The organism is Lactobacillus hominis DSM 23910 = CRBIP 24.179, from assembly GCF_000296835.1.
GTDB lineage: Bacteria > Bacillota > Bacilli > Lactobacillales > Lactobacillaceae > Lactobacillus > Lactobacillus hominis.
Genome location: NZ_CAKE01000001.1, coordinates 180274 through 199705 on the forward strand (window position 1 = coordinate 180274; position 19432 = coordinate 199705).

Annotated in this window: 16 protein-coding genes; 15 read left to right on the forward strand and 1 reads right to left on the reverse strand. The window is 36.5% G+C overall.

Annotation, left to right across the window (positions count from 1 at the left end):
• Window positions 1–2 precede the first annotated feature (2 nt).
• The 9 genes from infB (at window position 3) to dnaJ (ending at window position 11600) form a co-directional block, all read left to right on the forward strand.
• Window positions 3–2636: a translation initiation factor IF-2 gene (gene infB, locus BN55_RS00845; RefSeq protein ID WP_040469065.1), complete on the forward strand. Its 2634-nt coding sequence runs from the start codon at window positions 3–5 to the stop codon at window positions 2634–2636.
• A gap of 28 nt (window positions 2637–2664) precedes the next feature.
• Window positions 2665–3030: a ribosome-binding factor A gene (locus BN55_RS00850; RefSeq protein ID WP_008469647.1), complete on the forward strand. Its 366-nt coding sequence runs from the start codon at window positions 2665–2667 to the stop codon at window positions 3028–3030.
• Between the two features lie 49 nt (window positions 3031–3079).
• On the forward strand, window positions 3080–3973 hold the full coding sequence (gene truB, locus BN55_RS00855; protein ID WP_008469648.1) for a tRNA pseudouridine(55) synthase TruB: 894 nt from the start codon (window positions 3080–3082) through the stop codon (window positions 3971–3973).
• A gap of 13 nt (window positions 3974–3986) precedes the next feature.
• Window positions 3987–4925 (forward strand): riboflavin biosynthesis protein RibF, encoded by a 939-nt coding sequence (gene ribF / locus BN55_RS00860; protein ID WP_008469649.1) that lies wholly within the window; start codon window positions 3987–3989, stop codon window positions 4923–4925.
• A gap of 265 nt (window positions 4926–5190) precedes the next feature.
• On the forward strand, window positions 5191–6699 hold the full coding sequence (gene abc-f, locus BN55_RS00865; protein WP_008469650.1) for a ribosomal protection-like ABC-F family protein: 1509 nt from the start codon (window positions 5191–5193) through the stop codon (window positions 6697–6699).
• Between the two features lie 107 nt (window positions 6700–6806).
• The gene (hrcA, locus tag BN55_RS00870; RefSeq protein ID WP_008469652.1) at window positions 6807–7865 is read left to right on the forward strand and encodes a heat-inducible transcriptional repressor HrcA; all 1059 of its coding nucleotides are present in this window, start codon (window positions 6807–6809) and stop codon (window positions 7863–7865) included.
• 12 nt (window positions 7866–7877) lie between these two features.
• Complete coding sequence (grpE, locus tag BN55_RS00875) at window positions 7878–8471, forward strand: nucleotide exchange factor GrpE (RefSeq protein WP_008469653.1); 594 nt, start codon at window positions 7878–7880, stop codon at window positions 8469–8471.
• 17 nt (window positions 8472–8488) lie between these two features.
• Window positions 8489–10360 carry a molecular chaperone DnaK gene (gene dnaK / locus BN55_RS00880; RefSeq protein WP_008469654.1) on the forward strand — a complete coding sequence of 624 codons (1872 nt, stop codon included), beginning with the start codon at window positions 8489–8491 and terminating at the stop codon, window positions 10358–10360.
• A gap of 82 nt (window positions 10361–10442) precedes the next feature.
• On the forward strand, window positions 10443–11600 hold the full coding sequence (dnaJ, locus tag BN55_RS00885; protein WP_008469655.1) for a molecular chaperone DnaJ: 1158 nt from the start codon (window positions 10443–10445) through the stop codon (window positions 11598–11600).
• Between the two features lie 51 nt (window positions 11601–11651).
• Here dnaJ and BN55_RS00890 read toward each other — a convergent pair whose 3' ends face one another.
• The gene (locus tag BN55_RS00890) at window positions 11652–12080 is read right to left on the reverse strand and encodes a bis(5'-nucleosyl)-tetraphosphatase (RefSeq protein WP_008469656.1); all 429 of its coding nucleotides are present in this window, start codon (window positions 12078–12080) and stop codon (window positions 11652–11654) included.
• A 130-nt stretch (window positions 12081–12210) separates the two neighbouring features.
• Here BN55_RS00890 and lepA point away from each other — a divergent pair, with 130 nt between their 5' ends.
• The 6 genes from lepA (at window position 12211) to BN55_RS00920 (ending at window position 19405) form a co-directional block, all read left to right on the forward strand.
• The gene (gene lepA, locus BN55_RS00895) at window positions 12211–14049 is read left to right on the forward strand and encodes a translation elongation factor 4 (protein ID WP_008469657.1); all 1839 of its coding nucleotides are present in this window, start codon (window positions 12211–12213) and stop codon (window positions 14047–14049) included.
• Window positions 14050–14058: 9 nt separating this feature from the next.
• On the forward strand, window positions 14059–14757 hold the full coding sequence (locus tag BN55_RS00900) for a class A sortase (RefSeq protein ID WP_008469658.1): 699 nt from the start codon (window positions 14059–14061) through the stop codon (window positions 14755–14757).
• Entirely contained in the window at window positions 14757–17033 is a 2277-nt protein-coding gene (gene recJ / locus BN55_RS00905) for a single-stranded-DNA-specific exonuclease RecJ (protein WP_008469659.1), read from the forward strand. The genes BN55_RS00900 and recJ overlap by 1 nt, the downstream gene beginning before the upstream one ends.
• A gap of 92 nt (window positions 17034–17125) precedes the next feature.
• Complete coding sequence (locus BN55_RS00910; RefSeq protein WP_008469660.1) at window positions 17126–17653, forward strand: adenine phosphoribosyltransferase; 528 nt, start codon at window positions 17126–17128, stop codon at window positions 17651–17653.
• Window positions 17654–17841: 188 nt separating this feature from the next.
• On the forward strand, window positions 17842–18702 hold the full coding sequence (locus tag BN55_RS00915; RefSeq protein ID WP_008469662.1) for a hypothetical protein: 861 nt from the start codon (window positions 17842–17844) through the stop codon (window positions 18700–18702).
• Window positions 18703–18910: 208 nt separating this feature from the next.
• Window positions 18911–19405 carry a sigma-70 RNA polymerase sigma factor region 4 domain-containing protein gene (locus tag BN55_RS00920; protein WP_008469664.1) on the forward strand — a complete coding sequence of 165 codons (495 nt, stop codon included), beginning with the start codon at window positions 18911–18913 and terminating at the stop codon, window positions 19403–19405.
• The last annotated feature ends 27 nt before the right edge of the window (window positions 19406–19432 follow it).

The window sequence follows — 19432 nt, forward strand, 5'->3', positions numbered from 1 at the left end:
TGATGGCTAAAAAACGTATCTATGAAGTAGCCAAAGAATTAAACATCGATAATAAGACCGTTGTAGATAAGGCAAAGGAATTAGGATTTGATGTTAAGAGCCATATGTCCTCCTTAGATGATGCTCAAGCTGATAAATTAGTTGAAGCATTTAAATCTAATAAGAATGCTGGTAAAGCAACCAAGAAAAAGAGTAAGATTAAGATTTCTGTAGGCGCAATTAGAAGACCTAGTCATAATGAGAAAAAGAAAGATTTCTCAAAGAATAAAAAGCGTTCGAATAATCATCGCAATGATCAAGAACAAAATCGCAATAAAAAGAATAATGAACGTCGGCGTCAAAATAATGACAACAAGAATTCGCGCCCTGCAGCCAGAGATCTGTTAAAGCAACTACAACATAAGCAAAGAGCAGAATCTTCAGAATTGGATGCTCAAACAGAACGTTCACGTCGTCAATGGCATGAACAACAAAATTCAAGCAAAGGTACTAAGAAAGTAGAACAAGTGAAAAAAGCTGAAAAGAAATCAATTCCATCAGTAGGTGCTGAAGCTGTTAAAGCTCGCGTTGAAGCAAGCCAAAAGCCAACTGGTCCTAAGATTATTAAGCCATCACCTGCAAGAAATAAACCAAAAGTTAAAAAAGTTGAGCCAGTAATTCCAGCTCAACCCACTCCTGAAAATGCTAAGCCTTCTCGTAAGAAAGACTTTGGCAAGCCAGGTCGTAAAAAGCGTGAAGTTCCAGAATACGAACGGGAACGTAGCGAACATTCTGATAAAGCACGTAGACGTCGTAATAAGAAGAACAAGCGCAATAACCAAACTCAAGAAGTTAAAAAGCAACCTACTCAAAGAAAAGAACGTCCATTGCCAGAAACTCTTGTTTTTGAAGAAGGCATGAATGCTCAAGATTTAGGTAAGCTTCTTCACAGAGAACCAGCTGAAATCGTTAAAAAGCTCTTTATGCTTGGCGTTATGACTAACCAAAACCAATCTTTAGATAAAGATACAATTGAGTTATTGGCAGCTGAATATGGTATTGATGCTCAAGAAAAAGTTCATGAAGATATTTCTGACATTGATACTCTTTACACTAAAGAAGTTGAAGCTTCTAAGAAATCTAAGCACCAAATTAAGCGTCCACCAGTTGTAACTATCATGGGGCACGTTGACCACGGTAAAACTACTTTGCTTGACCGTTTACGTCATACAAACGTATCTGAACATGAAGCTGGAGGTATTACCCAGAAGATCGGTGCTTACCAAGTAAGACTTGATGATCGTTTGATTACTTTCTTGGATACTCCAGGACATGCTGCCTTTTCTAACATGCGTGCTCGTGGTGCTGAAATCACTGATATCGTTGTTTTAGTTGTAGCAGCTGACGACGGTGTAATGCCACAGACTATTGAAGCAATTGACCACGCTAAGAGTGCTAAGGTGCCAATTATTGTTGCGGTAAACAAGATTGATAAGCCAGGAGCAAATCCTGATCACGTTATGGAACAATTGATGAAGTATGGTTTAGTTCCAGAAGACTGGGGTGGAGATACCATCTTTGTTAAGATTTCTGCTAAGACTGGTAAGAATGTTGATGACTTACTTCAAATGATCTTGCTTCAATCAGATGTGATGGAATTAAAGGCTGATCCAGACCAAAAAGCTATTGGTACTGTTATTGAAGCTCGTCTTGATAAGGGACGCGGTGCTGTAGCTGACGTTTTAGTTCAACAAGGTACGCTTAAAGTTGGTGATCCAATTGTTGTTGGTGATACTTTCGGACGTGTACGTGTTATGACTAACGATAAGGGACGTCGCGTTAAAAAAGCTACTCCATCTACTCCAGTAGAAATTACTGGTTTGAACGATGTTCCATCTTCGGCTGATAAGTTAGTTGTCTTTGATGATGAAAAGACTGCACGTAGTGTTGGTGAACAACGTGCTAAGAATGCTCTTGAAAAGCAACGTGAAAATGTACAACATGTTACTCTTGATAACTTATTTGATACAATGAAGAAGGAGAACATGAAGGAAGTTGACATTGTCTTGAAAGCCGATGTTCAAGGTTCCGTAGAAGCTTTGCAACAATCTCTTGAAAAGATTAACGTTGAAGGCGTAAGAGTTAACATCATTCACGCAGGCGTAGGTGCTATTAATGAATCTGATGTTACTTTAGCTGGTGCTTCAAATGCATTTATTATTGGATTCAATGTTCGTCCAACTGCAACTGCTAAGAGTCAGGCTGAAAGCGAAGGCGTTGACATTCGTCTTTACAACATTATTTACAAGGCAATGGATGATGTTGAAGCAGCTATGAAGGGTATGCTTGAACCGACTTACGAAGAAAAAGTTACTGGTAACTTGACTGTTCGTGAAACTTGGAAGGTTTCTAAAGTTGGTACAATTGCCGGTGCCTTTGTAGATAGTGGTTACATTACTCGTGATTCTGGTGTACGTGTAATTCGTGACGGAATTGTTAAATATGATGGTAAGGTTGCTTCTTTGAAGAGATTTAAAGATGATGTCAAGGAAGTTAAGCAAGGATTTGATTGTGGGTTAACAATCGAAAACTTCAATGATATTAAGATTGATGACCAATTGGAAGCTTATGAAATGCAAGAAGTTAAGCCTCAATAATTGATCCCTAATCTTAGGAGGTTTTGACATGAAACATAGAATTGGTCGTGTTGAGGGCGAAATTTTACGCGAATTGACTAAGATTTTACGTAAAGATATTCGCGATCCTCGTTTAAGCGATGTAACAATCACTGCTGTTGAATGTACAAATGATTTATCATATGCGACTATTTATTACAGTTTATTAACTGATGATGCACAAAAAGAAAAAGAAGTTGCTGAAGGTTTAGAAAAAGCCAAAGGCATGATGCGTCACTTGCTTGGACAAACTTTAACAGTTTATAAAGTTCCAGAATTGATTTTTAAACGTGATACTTCAGTTGCTTATGGTAGCAAGATTGACAACTTGATTAGACAAGTCAAGAAAGCCGATCAAGAAAGAGAAAATAAATAATTCAAAAGACGCCATCTATGGCGTCTTTTAGTGTAGAAACGGAAATTTTATGCTTAATGGAATCGTAGTTTTAAATAAAGCGCGTGGAATGACGTCCAGCGATTGCGTTTATAAATTAAGAAAAATATTGCAAATTAGAAAAATTGGTCATGCTGGGACGCTCGATCCCGAAGTAAACGGAGTTTTACCAATTGCAATTGGGCAAGCAACTAAGTTAATTGAGCTAATGCACACCAAGCCTAAATCCTATATTGGTTCAGGTATGTTTGGTAAAAGAACTGATAGCTATGATTTAGATGGCGAAGTTTTAGAAACTAAAGCAGTCGATGTACCATTTACATCTGACGAAATTATTTCTGGGATGCAAAAACTTACAGGAAAAATTAATCAAATGCCACCAATTTATTCTGCAGTTAGAGTTAATGGTAAAAGATTATACGAATATGCAAGGCAACACATTGAAGTGCAGCGTCCAGTTAGAGAAGTAGAAGTTTATGACTATAGCTTAACTGGCGATCCAGTTTATGATGAACAAGAAAAAAGGCAAAGCTTTGATTTTGCAATTCGCTGCTCTAAAGGCACTTACGTACGCTCTCTAGTTAATGATTTAGGCCAAGAATTAGACTGTCCAGCAGTTATGACTAGCTTGACTAGAACAGCTAGTTCAGGTTTTGACTTGTCTCAAGCAGTTACGCTGGAAGATATTGAAAGTAATGTTGAACATCCTGAAAAATGGCTACAGCCAATTGATAGTTTTTTTTATGATATAAAGACTATCGATTTAAATGATGCGCAATACAATCGGGTAAAAAATGGAGCAGGTATCAAATTAAATCAACCAGATAAAAAAGTTGCTTTGCGTTATAATAAAAAAATCAAGGCAATTTATCAGAAAAAAGATGACATTTATCGTCCAGATTTAATGTTGTTAAAAAATGAGTAATGAGGATTTTTAAATGAAGGTTATAACCTTAAAATATCCATTTAATACAAAAATTTGCGATTCTAACATTGTTTTAGCACTTGGTTTTTTTGATGGCGTTCATATCGGTCATCAAGCCTTAATTAAAGATGCTAAGAAGATCGCACAAGAAAAAGGCTTACCATTAGTCGTGATGACTTTCGACCGTCATCCTAAAGAAATCTACAAGAAAGATAAGAAGTTTGTTTATTTAGACACTCAACTTGAAAAAGAAAATAAGATGGAATCTTTAGGAGTAGACTATCTTTTAGTAGTCCACTTTGATGAAAACTTTAGTAAGCTTGCTCCGCAACAGTTTGTGGATGACATTATCGTTGGACTACATACTGATACAGTAGTTGCAGGCTTTGATTATACTTATGGTCCAAAAGATGTAGCAAATATCGATAATTTACCTAAGTTTGCTAAAGATCGCTTTAAGATTGTGGTTGAACCTGAGCAAACTTTTGCTGGCATCAAAGTTGGATCCACTGAAATAAGAAAAGCCATTCAAGATGGAAATGTATCACTTGCTATGGGCTTATTAGATAAGCCATACCAAACTTCAGGCATTATAGTACGTGGCTTTAGAAGAGGTCATAAGATTGGGTTTCCTACGGCTAATTTAAAAGTTGAAGGCAGTAAAGTTCTACCTAAAGTTGGAGTTTATGCTACAAAAACTAAGATTGATGGTAAGTGGTATGATTCAATGACTAATGTGGGCTATAACGAAACTTTTGCTAATCAAGATTTAAGCATTGAAACGCACTTGTTTGGCTTCAATCAAGAAGCCTATGATAAGCCAATGACGATTAAATGGTATAAATTTATTCGTGGAGACCAAAAATTCTCAGGTATCAAGGCATTATCAGACCAATTGCAGCGTGATCAAAAATCAGTCCAGCAGTATTTTTATGAATTAAAACGAAATTAAGCTAGTTTTTTATAATTAATTATGATAAATTATTAATATCATATGAAATTCAATTTGTAGAAAGAAGGAGCGCCGTTGCGTAACTAATTTTGTTTAAAGCATTTTATTAATCGACTTTTTATTATTTAAGGGTCTTTTTGTGTGCTTTGACAGAATTAGTGCGACTGGTCTACTTCTTTTTGTTTACTTTTTAAGTCATTTCAAAGAGCCAGTCTTTTTGCACATTGTCAAAGGACTGGCTCTTTTTTGCTTGAGGTGACTTTTTATGAGTATTATAAAAATTACAAATCTTTCTTTTCACTATGATGATAGCAGTGAAAATATTTTTGACAATTTAAATTTAAACTTAGATAGTAGTTGGAAACTAGGCCTTACAGGAAGAAATGGACGCGGTAAAACGACGTTTCTCAACTTACTTCGAAACAAGCTGTATGGTTTGGGTCAAATTCAGACTAAATTGACTTTTTCTTATTTTCCAATAGAAATTGAGAATCCTGAAAATATAACTCTTTTTGAATTGCAAGAAAAGACTAACTTTGAGCAGTGGGAATTAGAACGTGAGTTAAATTTGATGGGATGCGATACTAACTTGCTTTGGCAGCCATTTAATACTTTAAGTGGTGGTGAACAAACAAAGGTTTTACTTGCATTATCATTTACAGATAAAAATTATTTTCCTTTAATTGATGAGCCAACTAACCATTTGGATGAAAATAGTCGTAAGCAAGTAGCAAATTATTTAAAGCAGCATGAGCATGGCTATATTGTGGTTAGTCATGATCGTGATTTCTTAAATCAAGTAACGGACCATATTTTAGCAATTGAAAATAAAGAGATCCATCTATATCAAGGTGATTTTTCAAGTTACGAAGATACTAAGTCCAAGCGTGATGATTTTAATCGGCAGAAAAATGAAAAGCTTAAAGGTGAAGTGAAAGCCTTAAATAAAAAGAGTGTTCAATTTCATAACTGGTCGGATAGCATTGAGGCATCTAAACATATTGGTAGAAAAACTAAACATATTCTTAATCGACGTACAAGATTAAATACTGGTGCGATTGGTCATGCATCAGCAAAAATGATGAAGAAAGCACTTGTACAAGAAAAGAGGATGGACAAAGCGATTGAAGATAAAAAAGGCCTAATGACAAATATCGAAGATGTACCAGAATTAACGATGAATTTTACACCAAATTATCACAATACTTTGCTTGAAATTCAGCATTTAGATTTGAAAATTCAAGATAAACAATTATTTGAAGATCTGAACTTAGCTGTAAGAAACTCGGGCATAGTTTCTTTAGAAGGCGCTAACGGCTGCGGTAAGTCCACTTTGTTGAAAGTGATTTTAGATCAGGCAAAAGATGCTACAATTGTTGGAAAAATTGAACTAGCTAATGGCTTAAAAATTTCATATTTACCGCAGGACTTTACTGAATATACGGGTAGTTTAAAAGAATTTGCTCAGAAACAAAAGTTATCTTATGAAGATTTACTTAATAATTTGAAGAAAATGGGATTTCCGAGAGAGAGTTTTTCAACAAAAATTGAAGAAATGAGTATGGGGCAACAAAAACGAGTGGCGATTGCAAAGTCTCTGATTGAACCAGCTGATTTATACTTATGGGATGAGCCAGCTAATTATTTAGATGTCTTTAACCAAGATCAGTTAATTGGCTTATTAAAAACAGTCAAACCTGCCATGCTTCTGGTTGAACACGATCAATACTTTATTGAGCAGGTGGCGAAAAAGCGGATTTTTTTGCAGAAATAAAAAAGTCTAAAAATAATTAGCACTCCTCTTGAACAATTGCTAATGTATGGTAACATATATATTGTTAGCACATGAAGAACTTGAGTGCTAATAAAGGGGCGATAAAAATGTTGACACAGCGGCAAGAGTTAATTTTGAAAACCATCATTAAGGATTTTACGCAAACGCACGAACCCGTTGGCTCTAAGACCGTGATGAATCAACTACCAATTAAGGTTTCTAGCGCTACTATTCGTAATGAAATGGCTGCTTTAGAAGAACAAGGTCTTTTAGAAAAGACTCATTCTTCCAGTGGAAGAGTTCCTTCAACTAAAGGCTACCGTTATTATTTGGATCATCTAGTAGATCCAGTGGAAATTCCAGCATCAGTTTATAATCAGATAGTTTGTCAACTTGATCAACCATTTCATCAAGTAAATGAAATTGTACAAGAAGCAGCAAAAATCTTATCAGATTTGACTAATTATACTGCTTTTGCAGCTGGTCCAGAAACTCATGATGTTGCAATTACGGGTTTTAGGGTAGTTCCATTATCTAGTTATCAAATAATGGCAATCCTGGTTACTGATGATGGAAATGTGAAGAATCAAGTTTATACTATTCCTCATGGAAGCAACGGTGAAGAGATAGAAAAAGCAGTTCGTTTAATTAATGATCAGTTAGTTGGTAAGCATTTGAGCGAATTAAATGATGATCTATTTAATAATATTGCCCATCATTTAGTTGCTGGCGGTTCTGCACCAGAAATTTTAGATTTACTCCAAGACGTAGTTAAAGATGCGGCTAGCGAGCAAATGTATGTCGATGGTCAATTGAACTTACTTAACAACTATGAAAGCGAAGATGTATCTAAGATCAAGTCGCTTTATGAATTAATTGATCAAAATGATATAATTTCGAGTCTTATGGGATTTAACCCACATGATGCAGTAAGTCTTAATCAAAAGTCGCAGATTCAAGTAAAGCTTGGTTCTGAACTTCCCTCAGATTTACTGAAGAATTACAGTTTGCTTACAGCAGAATATAGCGTTGGAAAATATGGAAAAGGAACGCTCGCTCTATTAGGTCCTACTAACATGCCGTACTCGCAGATGATCGGTTTACTCGAGTACTTTAGAAATGAACTAGCTAAGAAGTTGCTAGATTACTATGATAGGTTTAAGTAAAGGAGGTTAACTGTGAGTAAAGAAGAATTTCCGCATGAAAAAGATTTAGATCAAAAGCAAAAGGTTACCCCAGATGAGGCAAAAGAAGCTGAAAAGAAAGCTAAAGATACTAAGCCTCAAGAAAAACAAAATGATTCGCAACTAGAGGTTTTAAAGGCAAAGGTTGCTGAATTAGCAGATGCTAGCAAGACGTTAGAAGATAAGTATTTAAGAAGCGAAGCTGAGATTCAAAATATGCAAGCTCGTTATACGAAAGAAAGAGCCCAACTTATTAAATATGAATCTCAAAGCTTAGCTAAGGATGTTTTGCCAGCAATGGATAATCTTGAAAGAGCCTTAGCTGTAAAAGCTGATGATGAAGCTTCAAAACAACTTAAAAAGGGTGTACAAATGACTTTGGATTCATTAGTTAAGGCAATGAAGGATCATGGAATTGTTGAAATTGAAGCTGAAGGCCAAAAATTTGATCCAAATGTTCATCAAGCTGTACAAACTGTTGCAGCAAAAGATGATTCACAAAAGGACCAAGTCGTTCAAGTTTTGCAAAAAGGATATCAATATAAAGATCGAACATTAAGACCAGCAATGGTTGTTGTTGCTCAATAAAGAAAGGAAGCTTACATATGTCAAAAGTTATTGGTATTGACTTAGGTACTACTAACTCAGCAGTTGCAGTATTGGAAGGTAAAGAACCAAAGATTATTACTAATCCAGAAGGTAACCGTACTACTCCTTCTGTAGTTGCATTTAAAGATGGTGAAATTCAAGTAGGTGAAGTAGCAAAGCGTCAAGCAATTACTAACCCTAACACTATTACTTCAATCAAGCGTCACATGGGTGAAGCTGGATACAAGGTTAAGGTGGGAGATAAGGAATACACTCCTCAAGAAATTTCTGCTATGATCTTGCAATACATCAAGAAATTCTCAGAAGACTACTTAGGTGAAAAGGTTACTGATGCAGTTATTACTGTTCCTGCATACTTTAACGATGCACAACGTCAAGCTACTAAAGATGCTGGTAAGATTGCTGGACTTAACGTTCAAAGAATTGTTAACGAACCAACTGCTTCAGCTTTAGCTTACGGTCTAGATAAAGATGAAGCAGACGAAAAGATCTTGGTTTACGACCTTGGTGGTGGTACTTTCGATGTTTCCGTTCTTGAATTAGGTGACGGAGTATTCCAAGTATTATCAACTAATGGTGATACTCACCTTGGTGGTGATGACTTTGATAACCGTATTATGGATTGGTTAATCAAGAACTTTAAAGATGAAAATGGTATTGACTTATCTAAGGACAAGATGGCACTTCAACGTTTGAAGGATGCTGCTGAAAAAGCTAAGAAAGACTTGTCAGGAGTTTCTCAAACTCACATTTCTCTTCCATTCATCTCAGCAGGAGAAAGCGGTCCACTTCACCTTGAAGCTGACTTAACTCGTGCTAAGTTTGACGAATTAACTAATGACTTAGTTGAAAAGACTAAGATTCCATTTGATAACGCCTTAAAAGATGCTGGTTTAACTGTAAACGACATCAGCAAGGTTATCTTAAACGGTGGTTCAACTCGTATTCCTGCAGTTCAAGAAGCTGTTAAGAAATGGGCTGGCAAAGAACCTGACCACTCAATCAACCCTGATGAAGCCGTAGCTTTGGGTGCTGCTATTCAAGGCGGTGTTATCTCAGGTGATGTTAAGGATATCGTTTTACTTGATGTTACTCCATTATCACTTGGTATTGAAACAATGGGTGGTGTCTTCACTAAGTTAATCGACAGAAACACTACTATCCCAACTTCAAAGAGTCAAATTTTCTCAACTGCTGCTGATAATCAACCAGCCGTAGATGTTCACGTATTACAAGGTGAACGTCCAATGGCAGCTGACGACAAGACTTTAGGACGCTTTGAATTAACTGACATTCCACCAGCACCACGTGGCGTTCCTCAAATTCAAGTTACCTTTGATATTGATAAAAACGGTATCGTAAACGTATCTGCTAAGGATATGGGTACTGGTAAGGAACAAAAGATTACCATTAAGAGTTCTTCTGGTTTATCTGATGAAGAAATCAAGCGTATGCAAAAAGAAGCTGAAGAACACGCTGATGAAGATAAGAAGAAGAAGGAAGAAGTTGATTTACGTAACGAAGTAGATCAATTGATCTTCACTACCGAAAAGACTTTGAAAGAAGTTAAGGGTAAAGTTAGCGATGATGAAGTCAAGAAAGTACAAGATGCTTTGGATGACTTAAAGAAAGCTCAAAAAGACAACAACTTAGATGAAATGAAGTCTAAGAAGGATGCTCTATCAAAAGTTGCTCAAGACTTAGCTGTTAAACTTTACCAACAAAATGGTGGCGCTCAAGGTGCAGCTGGTCAAGCTGGTCCTCAAGCAGGCCCACAAGGTCCACAAAATGATGGTAGCAACAACTCAAATAATGATGGTGGTCCAACAGTTGATGGCGACTTTCATAAAGTAGACCCAGATAAGTAAAGCAGGTATAATAGACTGGATCAAAAAAGAAAAGAACTGCGCTTTGTAGTTCTTTTCTTTTGTAAATTAAAGGAGCTTTTATATGGCACAACGTGATTATTACGAAGTTCTGGGCGTTGATAAAAATGCTAGCGATGCTGATATTAATAAGGCATACCGTAAATTAGCGAAAAAGTATCACCCTGACTTAAACCATGAACCTGGTGCTGAAGAAAAATATAAAGAAGTAAACGAAGCCTATGAAGTGCTTCATGACAAACAAAAAAGAGCTCAATACGATCAATTTGGTCAAGCAGGTGTAAATGGCCAAGGTGGCTTTGGCGGCGCAGGATTCGGTGGATCTGGAGCTCAATACACTAACTTTAATGGTGGCTTTGGTGATTTCACCGATATCTTTAGTGACTTGTTTGGCGGTGGCGGACGTAGACGTGCTGATCCAACTGCACCACAAAAAGGTCAAGATTTAGATTACACTTTAGAAATTGACTTTATGGATGCCATTAAAGGTAAAAAGACCCAAGTTAGCTATGATCGTAGCGAGGTTTGTGAAGCTTGTCATGGATCTGGTGCTGAAAAGGGTACTCATCCAATTACCTGTGATAAATGTCATGGAACTGGTGTAATGACGATTTCTCGTCAAACACCATTCGGCATGATGCGGCAGCAAACTACCTGTGATAAGTGTCATGGTAAAGGACAGATTATTGAACACCCTTGTCCAACTTGTCATGGCGAAGGTACTGTTCAAAAACGTCATACTGTTGAAATTGATGTTCCAGCTGGGATTGATAATGGCCAACAATTGCGTAAGAGTGGCGATGGTGAAGCTGGTAAAAATGGTGGTCCTTACGGTGACTTATATATTGTCTTTAAAGTTAAACCAAGTAAGAAGTTTACTAGAAGAGGGACAACTATTTATACTGAAGTACCAATTTCCTTTGCTCAAGCAGCGCTAGGCGATCAAATCCAAGTTGATACTGTTGACGGCAAGGTTACTTTAAAGATTCCAGCAGGTACGCAGCCTAATACCCACTTCAAACTTCGCGGTCAAGGTGTACCACACTTAAATAGCACTGGTCGTGGCGATCAAGAAACTACCGTTAATGTGGTTATTCCTAAAAAGATGAACGATAAGCAAAAAGAGGCTTTAGTTGATTATGTTAAAGCTGGTGGTGGTAATATTACCCCACAAGAAAAGAACTTCTTTGAACGTTTGAAGGATAAACTTAACGGAGAATAAAAAAACGCATATCTAGGAACTAGTTAGCTAGCCCTTAGGTATGCGTTTTTGTTAGTTATTTAAGAGATATGAATTAGCTTGTTTGAAAGAGGAAACTAAATCTGGATAATCATTAAGTAATGTTAAAGCATCGTGATAGTTAAACCAATTTGCTTGCTTGATTTCACTAGGTTGAACTTTAATTATTTGTCCTTCAACTGCTTTGGCAAGGTAAAGAGTAACTGTTTTTTCAATATTTTCAGTTACTTGGTAAGTAAAATTAGTAGAAAAATCAAAATCGAATATTGGTTTTAAACCAACTTCTTCAAAAACTTCTCTTTGTGCAGCTTGATGGTGAGTTTCTATATCTTCAAGATGTCCTTTAGGAAAACTCCAATAGCTTGGGAATTGTTTATAAGCTTGGCTTTTACTTAATAAAAACTCAAGTTTATTTAACTTCTTACGCCAGATAATTGCTCCAGCTGATTCTTTATGTTTCATTGTTATTCCTCCAAATAATAATGTTTAATTTTAACTTATAGAAAATAATTAATCTAGCGTAAAATAATCAATAAGAATTTTAACTTACTGCAAGCCTTTGATATAATTGAGAAAGCGAAAAGGTGAGTATATGGATATTAAAAAATTACAAGATTATCAAAAACACATCCGAAATTTTTCAATCGTAGCCCACATTGACCATGGTAAGTCTACGATTGCTGACCGTATCTTAGAATTGACTGATACGGTTTCAGAAAGACAAATGAAAAATCAATTGCTTGATGATATGCCACTTGAGCGTCAACGTGGAATTACCATTAAGTTAAACTCAGTTGAAGTTAAGTACCATGCTAAAGATGGTGAAACTTATATTTTTCACTTGATTGACACACCAGGACACGTCGACTTTTCTTATGAAGTGTCGCGTTCACTAGCAGCTTGTGAAGGAGCTTTGCTAGTTGTTGATGCAACGCAAGGTGTACAAGCACAGACTTTAGCTAACACTTATTTAGCAATTGATGATGATTTGGAAATTTTACCAGTTATCAATAAGATTGACCTGCCATCTGCCGATCCAGATATGTGTAAGGGTGAAATCGAAGAAATGATTGGTCTTGATGCTTCAGATGCTGTTGAAGTTTCAGGAAAAACTGGTCAAGGTATTCCAGAATTATTGGAAGAAATTGTAAAAAAAGTGCCAGCTCCAGCAGGTGATTTAACTGCACCATTAAAGGCCTTAATCTTTGATTCAAAATATGACGATTATCGCGGAGTCGTGCTAGCTGTTCGCATTGAAGAAGGAACAGTAAAGCCAGGCGATAAGATCAGAATTATGAATACAGGTAAAGAATTTGAAGTTACTGAAGTTGGTGTTTCAAGTCCGCATCCCGTTAAAAAAGATATGTTAATTGCTGGAGATGTAGGCTATTTAACAGCTAATATTAAGTCAGTTCGTGAAACTCGTGTTGGTGATACAATTACTAGCGCTGAAAATCCAACTGAAAAACCACTTCCCGGCTATCGTCAAATTCCGCCAATGGTATATTCTGGTATGTATCCAGTTGATAACCAAAAATACGATGATTTAAAAGAAGCTTTGCAAAAACTGCAATTAAACGATGCAGCTTTAGAGTTTGAACCAGAAACCTCGCAAGCACTTGGATTTGGTTTTCGTTGTGGCTTTTTAGGATTGCTTCACATGGACGTTGTTCAAGAACGTCTTGAGCAAGAATTTGGTATGGATTTAATCATGACTGCACCAAGTGTGGACTATCACGCAATCATGAATGACGGTTCGACCAAGTTAATCGAAAATCCGGCTGAATTGCCTGATGCAGGTGAATACCAAGAAGTCCAAGAGCCTTATGTTAAGGCTGAAATTATGGTGCCTAATGATTACGTTGGACCGGTTATGGAGTTGTGCCAAAGAAAACGCGGCGAATTCCAAACCATGGATTATCTTGATAAGTATCGTGTTAATGTCATTTACAAGATGCCGCTAGCTGAAATTATTTTTGATTTCTTTGATGATTTGAAGTCTTCAACTAAAGGTTATGCTTCTCTTGATTATGAAATCATTGGCTATCGTGCAACTGACTTAGTTAAGATTGATATGTTACTTAATAAAGAGCCAATCGATGCCTTGAGCTTTATTGCTCACCGTGATGAAGCCCAAGTTCGTGCTCGTCAGATGACTTCGATGCTCAAGAAGTTAATCCCACGTCAAAACTTTGAAGTTGATATTCAGGGTGCTATTGGTGCCAAGATTATTTCTCGTGCAACGATTAAGCCATATCGTAAAGATGTTACTTGGAAGATCCATACAGGGGATCCTGACCGTCGTGCAAAACTACTTGAAAAGCAGAAACGCGGTAAAAAGCGCATGAAGGCAGTTGGTCGGGTAGACGTTCCGCAAGATGCATTTATGGCAGTTTTGAAGATGAATGACGACGATATCAAAGGAAAGTAGTATTTAACTATGCCAGAAAATAAAAAAAATAAGAAAAAAACTCCAGCTAAAGTTACTTGGCTTAGAGTTGCAGCAGTCGTTTTGCTAATTATTGGCTTAGGGATGATCTTTAATAGTCAGATTCGTGATTATATGGTTCGTCAAAATCAAACCAGTGCCTTGAAAAAGCTTGATAAAAGCACTATCGAAAAAAACGAAAAGAAAAAAGGGATGTTTGATTTTTCTAAAGTGCAAGAAATTGACTTTAGCCAAGTTACCAAATCTCGTGTTAAAAATACAGCTGATGCCATTGGCGCAATCGCCATTCCTAGCGTGAAGATGTATCTACCCATTATGAAAGGGCTAAGTAACGATGCAATGTCGACTGGTGGTGGCACCATGCGTGCTGACCAAGTGATGGGTACGGGTAATTATCCTTTAGCTGGCCACTATATGACGGCTAAGGGCGTATTATTTTCTCCTTTAGAAAATGCGCAAGTTGGACAGAAAGTCTACTTAACCAATCTAAAGAAAATCTATGTTTACAAGATTTACATGAAGAAAAAAGTCGATCCAACTGCAGTTTGGCTAGTTAATAACACTAAACAAAATATCGTTACACTAATTACTTGTGCCGATGGTGGTGTTAACCGCTGGGCAGTGCGTGGTAATTTAATCAAGACTGAAAAAGCTACGGACAAAAATTTACAGGTGTTTAAATTAAAATAATGGAATGGAAACAAAGACAAGCAAGTCCTTTATCACAAGATTTAATTGATCAATTTCAACTTAGCCCCTTGCAGGCTAAGTTGTTTTCGTTACGCGGAATAAATACCGCTAAGGATTTATCATTTTGGTTTGATGCAACTGAAGAAAATCTGGCGGATCCATTTTTGATGCATGACATGGATAAAGCAATTGATCGTATCAACCAAGCAATTGATAATGGCGAAAAAATTACTATTTATGGTGACTACGATGCTGATGGAATTACGGCAACGACCATTATGGTTGAAACGCTCCAAATATTAGGCGCCGACGTTCATTTCTTTATTCCCAATCGTTTTAAAGATGGCTATGGGCCAAGCCTAGATCGTTATAAAGATATTGTGGCTGATGGTACTAAATTAATCATTACTGTCGATAATGGCGTAACTGGAATTGATGAAGTGGCCTATGCTAAAAAAAATGGCGTTGATACCATTGTAACTGATCACCATACTTTCCAAGACCAAAAACCTGATAGTTACGCCATTGTACACTGCAATTATCCAGGACAAAAATATCCCTTTGATGACTATTGTGGAGCTGGTGTGGCTTATACGATTGCACGTGCATTAATGCAAGACCCAATGTCTGACATGCTAGAATTGGCGATGATTGGGACAATTGGCGATATGGTGAAGGTTTCTGGCGAGGGTCACGTTATTGTAAAACGTGGTCTTGAGATGCTTAATCAAACGCAGCGCCCAGGCTTACGCGCTTTAATAAAATTAGCTGGACTTAATTTAGGCTCTATCAATGAAACAGATATTGGCTTTAATATTGCTCCGCGGCTTAATGCAGTAGGTCGCTTAGATAATGCGGAATTAGCAGTTGATTTACTTTTAACAGACGATGAGCAGCAAGCTCAAGCTTTAGCTGAAAAAATCGAAAGTTTGAACGAAGAGCGCAAAGATTTGACAGCAAGCGTTTATCAAGACTGTCTTAAAAGCGTCAAAGACAATGGCTGGGGTCAGCGTAATACTTTGGTCATTTATAATCCTGATTTTCACGAAGGAGTATTAGGCTTAGTAGCAAATAAAGTCGTCGAACATACACATAAGCCGACGATAATTTTGACAAAAGGGGAAAATGGTCAACTTAAAGGATCAGGACGTTCAATTGAAGGAGTTAATTTATTTAATGCTTTGGAGCCGATGAAAGATGAATTACTCACGCAATTTGGTGGCCATGATTTTGCTTGCGGCTTATCTTTAGAAGAAGATAACTTAGAAAATTTACGTCAAGCCTTTGAAAAGAGCTTTAAGGTCGAAACTAATTTAGAGAAAAAATACTATGATTTGGAATTAGACTTTGATGAAGTGGGAACTGGCATTTTAGAAGAAATTGAGCATGTGGGACCTTTTGGTACTGATAATGAACAGCCTATTTTTTCAATTTCTGAGCCACAAATCGAACACTTTTATAAAATCGGCAAAGACAAGACCCACGTTAAATTCGACGTTTCTAAAAATAATAAGAAGCTCGATGTCGTTGGTTTTAACAAGCCGTTTTTGAATCAAAATTTGATGCCTTTTATTGATCAATTGTTTGTGACGCTTTCAGCTAATCGCTGGCAAAAACGTGTCAGCTTGCAGGCAATGATCGAAGGAATTAGTTTTGCAGCACCAAGGCTGGCAGTTCCATCACGAATTTTTGATATGCGTCAAGAAAATTACGTGATGGGCTTTGCCGACAAGTATTTGCTCTTTAATGAGAAAAACCGCTCTTGGGCTGTCAATAACTTGGGTATCGATGAAAGTCGTATTGGCTTAGTTGATGGCTATGATAGCCAAAATGAGAGCATTGTTTTATTAGACACGCCAAGTGATTCTAAGCAATTAGTGAATGCTTTTGAAAATAGCTATAATCAACTATATTTGCGTTTTTTGGTTGATGAATTGCCAGTGCAAAATATTCCTAATAAAACTTATTTTGCCAAAACACTCAAATATATTTATACTCATCCTAATTTGCGACCAGAGGATTACCAAAGCGTTGCACCATATCTTGGCTTAGATTATCAAAGTGTGCTCTTTATTTTGCGAGTGTTTTTTGAATTAAAATTTGTGCGGTATCAAGACGGACACTTAAAACCAGTTGAAAATCCGCAAAATCAGCCTCTGAATAATTCTAAGTACTTGCAAAAAATAAGTGCTGAATTGAAATTTGTTAGACAATTGAAGACAATGCCGTCGAATCAATTGATTAATTATGCTGCTCAATTTAGAAAAAAACTCTAAATCAATGATTTTACGGGCTTTTTCTGGTAAAATATAACAGTCAAACGGATTAACCGTTATTTTTGAAAAGGTCAAATGGAGGAATACTTTTCATGGCTATTGATTTTAAGAAGTACATTGCAAGCGTACAAGATTTTCCTAACAAGGGGATTGTATTTAGAGATATCACTCCAATCTTGCAAGATGGTGACTTATACAGACAAGCTACTCATAAATTAGCTGAATACGCTAAAAGTCGCGATGCTGAAGTAATCGTAGGACCAGAAGCACGTGGCTTTATCGTAGGATGCCCAGTGGCTACAGAATTGGGAGTTGGCTTTGTTCCAGCTCGTAAGCCGCATAAGTTACCTAGAGAAGTAGAAAGTGCTTCATATGACTTGGAATATGGCTCAAATGTTTTGGAAATGCACAAAGATGCAATCAAGCCCGGTCAAAAAGTTGTCATCTGCGATGACTTGATGGCTACTGCTGGAACTTTGCATGCCACTAAGGAATTGGTCGAAAGACTTGGCGGCGAAGTTGTTGGTGCTGCATTTTACATTGAATTACCTGACTTAAAGGGTAGAGAAAAATTCCCTGATACAGATATTTATTCATTAGTTCAATATCACGGAGCTTAATGATAAATTTATTCAGCCCAGCTACTTAGTTAAATGCTAGATAGCTGGGCTTTTTTTGCATTTTGGGGTTAATTTTCCTGTGTAGATGTGATAAGATCTTGCTTACAAATAAAATAAAACAAAACAATAAACAATAAGCAGACAAATAAGCAAAAACATATGCTGCTAAATCTAGAAAGAGAGAAGGGATGAATAAAAGATTTAATTTGCATCTGCTTACTAATAACCTTCCCAAAGCAAAAAAGTATCGTGTCTTAAGTAAAGAAAAAATCACTGAATATCTAAAACAACGCAGCTTCATTAAGTACGTTCATGAAGATTCAAATTATCGCTTTAATAAAGATGTCATTGCCGTTTACAATTTTGAAGGTCAGTTATTAAATGGCAAATATGCAAGCTTTATTATCGATGCTAAAAAAGGCTTTATCCTGAGTAAAAAAACGCCCAAACGTATGTTACATCATATGTTTAATCATCAGTTACTGGCTAATGTATCTTTGCAAAAGATGATCAACCAAATTCTCAATATTAAGTTTCACCATGGTGTGTCATTATGGCAGTATGCTTTTGCTTCAATCAATGGATACTGTGATAAAAGTAGCGACTGGGTGGGACTACATCAGATGGTGGATTATAAATGTAAAGCTTGCAGCGTAGTTTTAACAAGCAAAAAGATTCATGGCGTCCAATATCAATTCGTTTTTGAGCATGGACAAAAGCACTTTGCCAAAAGGCTCAATGAAGCAATTACCCATAATTGGGTAATGAGCAAGTTAATCGAAAACACAATTGCTCAGCATGGCTGGCATATTCATGAATGCGGAAAAATAAGTCAAGAAAAGACGCTACTCACTAATGAAGACTACTTAATTAAAAAAGATATTGTTAAAGATGATGAGCATCTGTTAAAAGAACTCGTTGATCAAATGCGACATGCTTGCTATGAAAATTTTGGTAAAGCAATGTTTAGTGATTTAGGGATGGAATTTAATATGGATGATTTTAACCATATTAAGCGTAAAGCAGAACGCAAACTTTCAATTATGTAGGCTAGTTCGACAAGAACTAGCTTTTTTGTATCCAAGCTTGAATATGTGAAAAAGCTGGTAAGCCAGCATTTTATTTTTTAAACTAGAAAAGAGATGCTGTTATATCAGGTATTGATTAATGTTTAAGCTTGGATTTTTTTGAAGAATAAAACTTGATAATTTATTACTTGCACAAGCGCTTGTGACATTTAATTACGAGGTCACAATAATGATTAGTCAAGAAAGCTTTATCAAAGCATGGGAAAACAAAAAATTAGTAGCTGGCGCATTAAAGGTAAGTAATGTGCGACGCAATTACGTATATTATGAAGACATAATGCAAGATGGCATTATGCTGTATGCGGAATTACTTGATAAATATGGAAAAAGTAAACCTGCTAAGGAAATAGATAAGCTCGCTTTTAGGAAGATTATCTGGAAGACGATAGATGAACTGCGTAAGATTAAAAAGCACGAAGAACGTTGTAGCGAGCTAGATGATGCTTTTAACCTGTATCGCAATGATTATGACTGGCAGAATCTAATTATATTAAAACAAGAAATTGCTAAGATGACACAAGAAGAATTATTAATCTTGTTTGAGCATTTTTTAGCAGGAAAAACAATTACGCAGATTGTCGCTGAAAATAACATTCCCCGGATTAGAATTAAGAGATTTAAGAAGAAATTGATTTCCAAGATGAAATTGGCGTTATTAGCATAGAACACTAAATTACTTGTGCTTCTGATC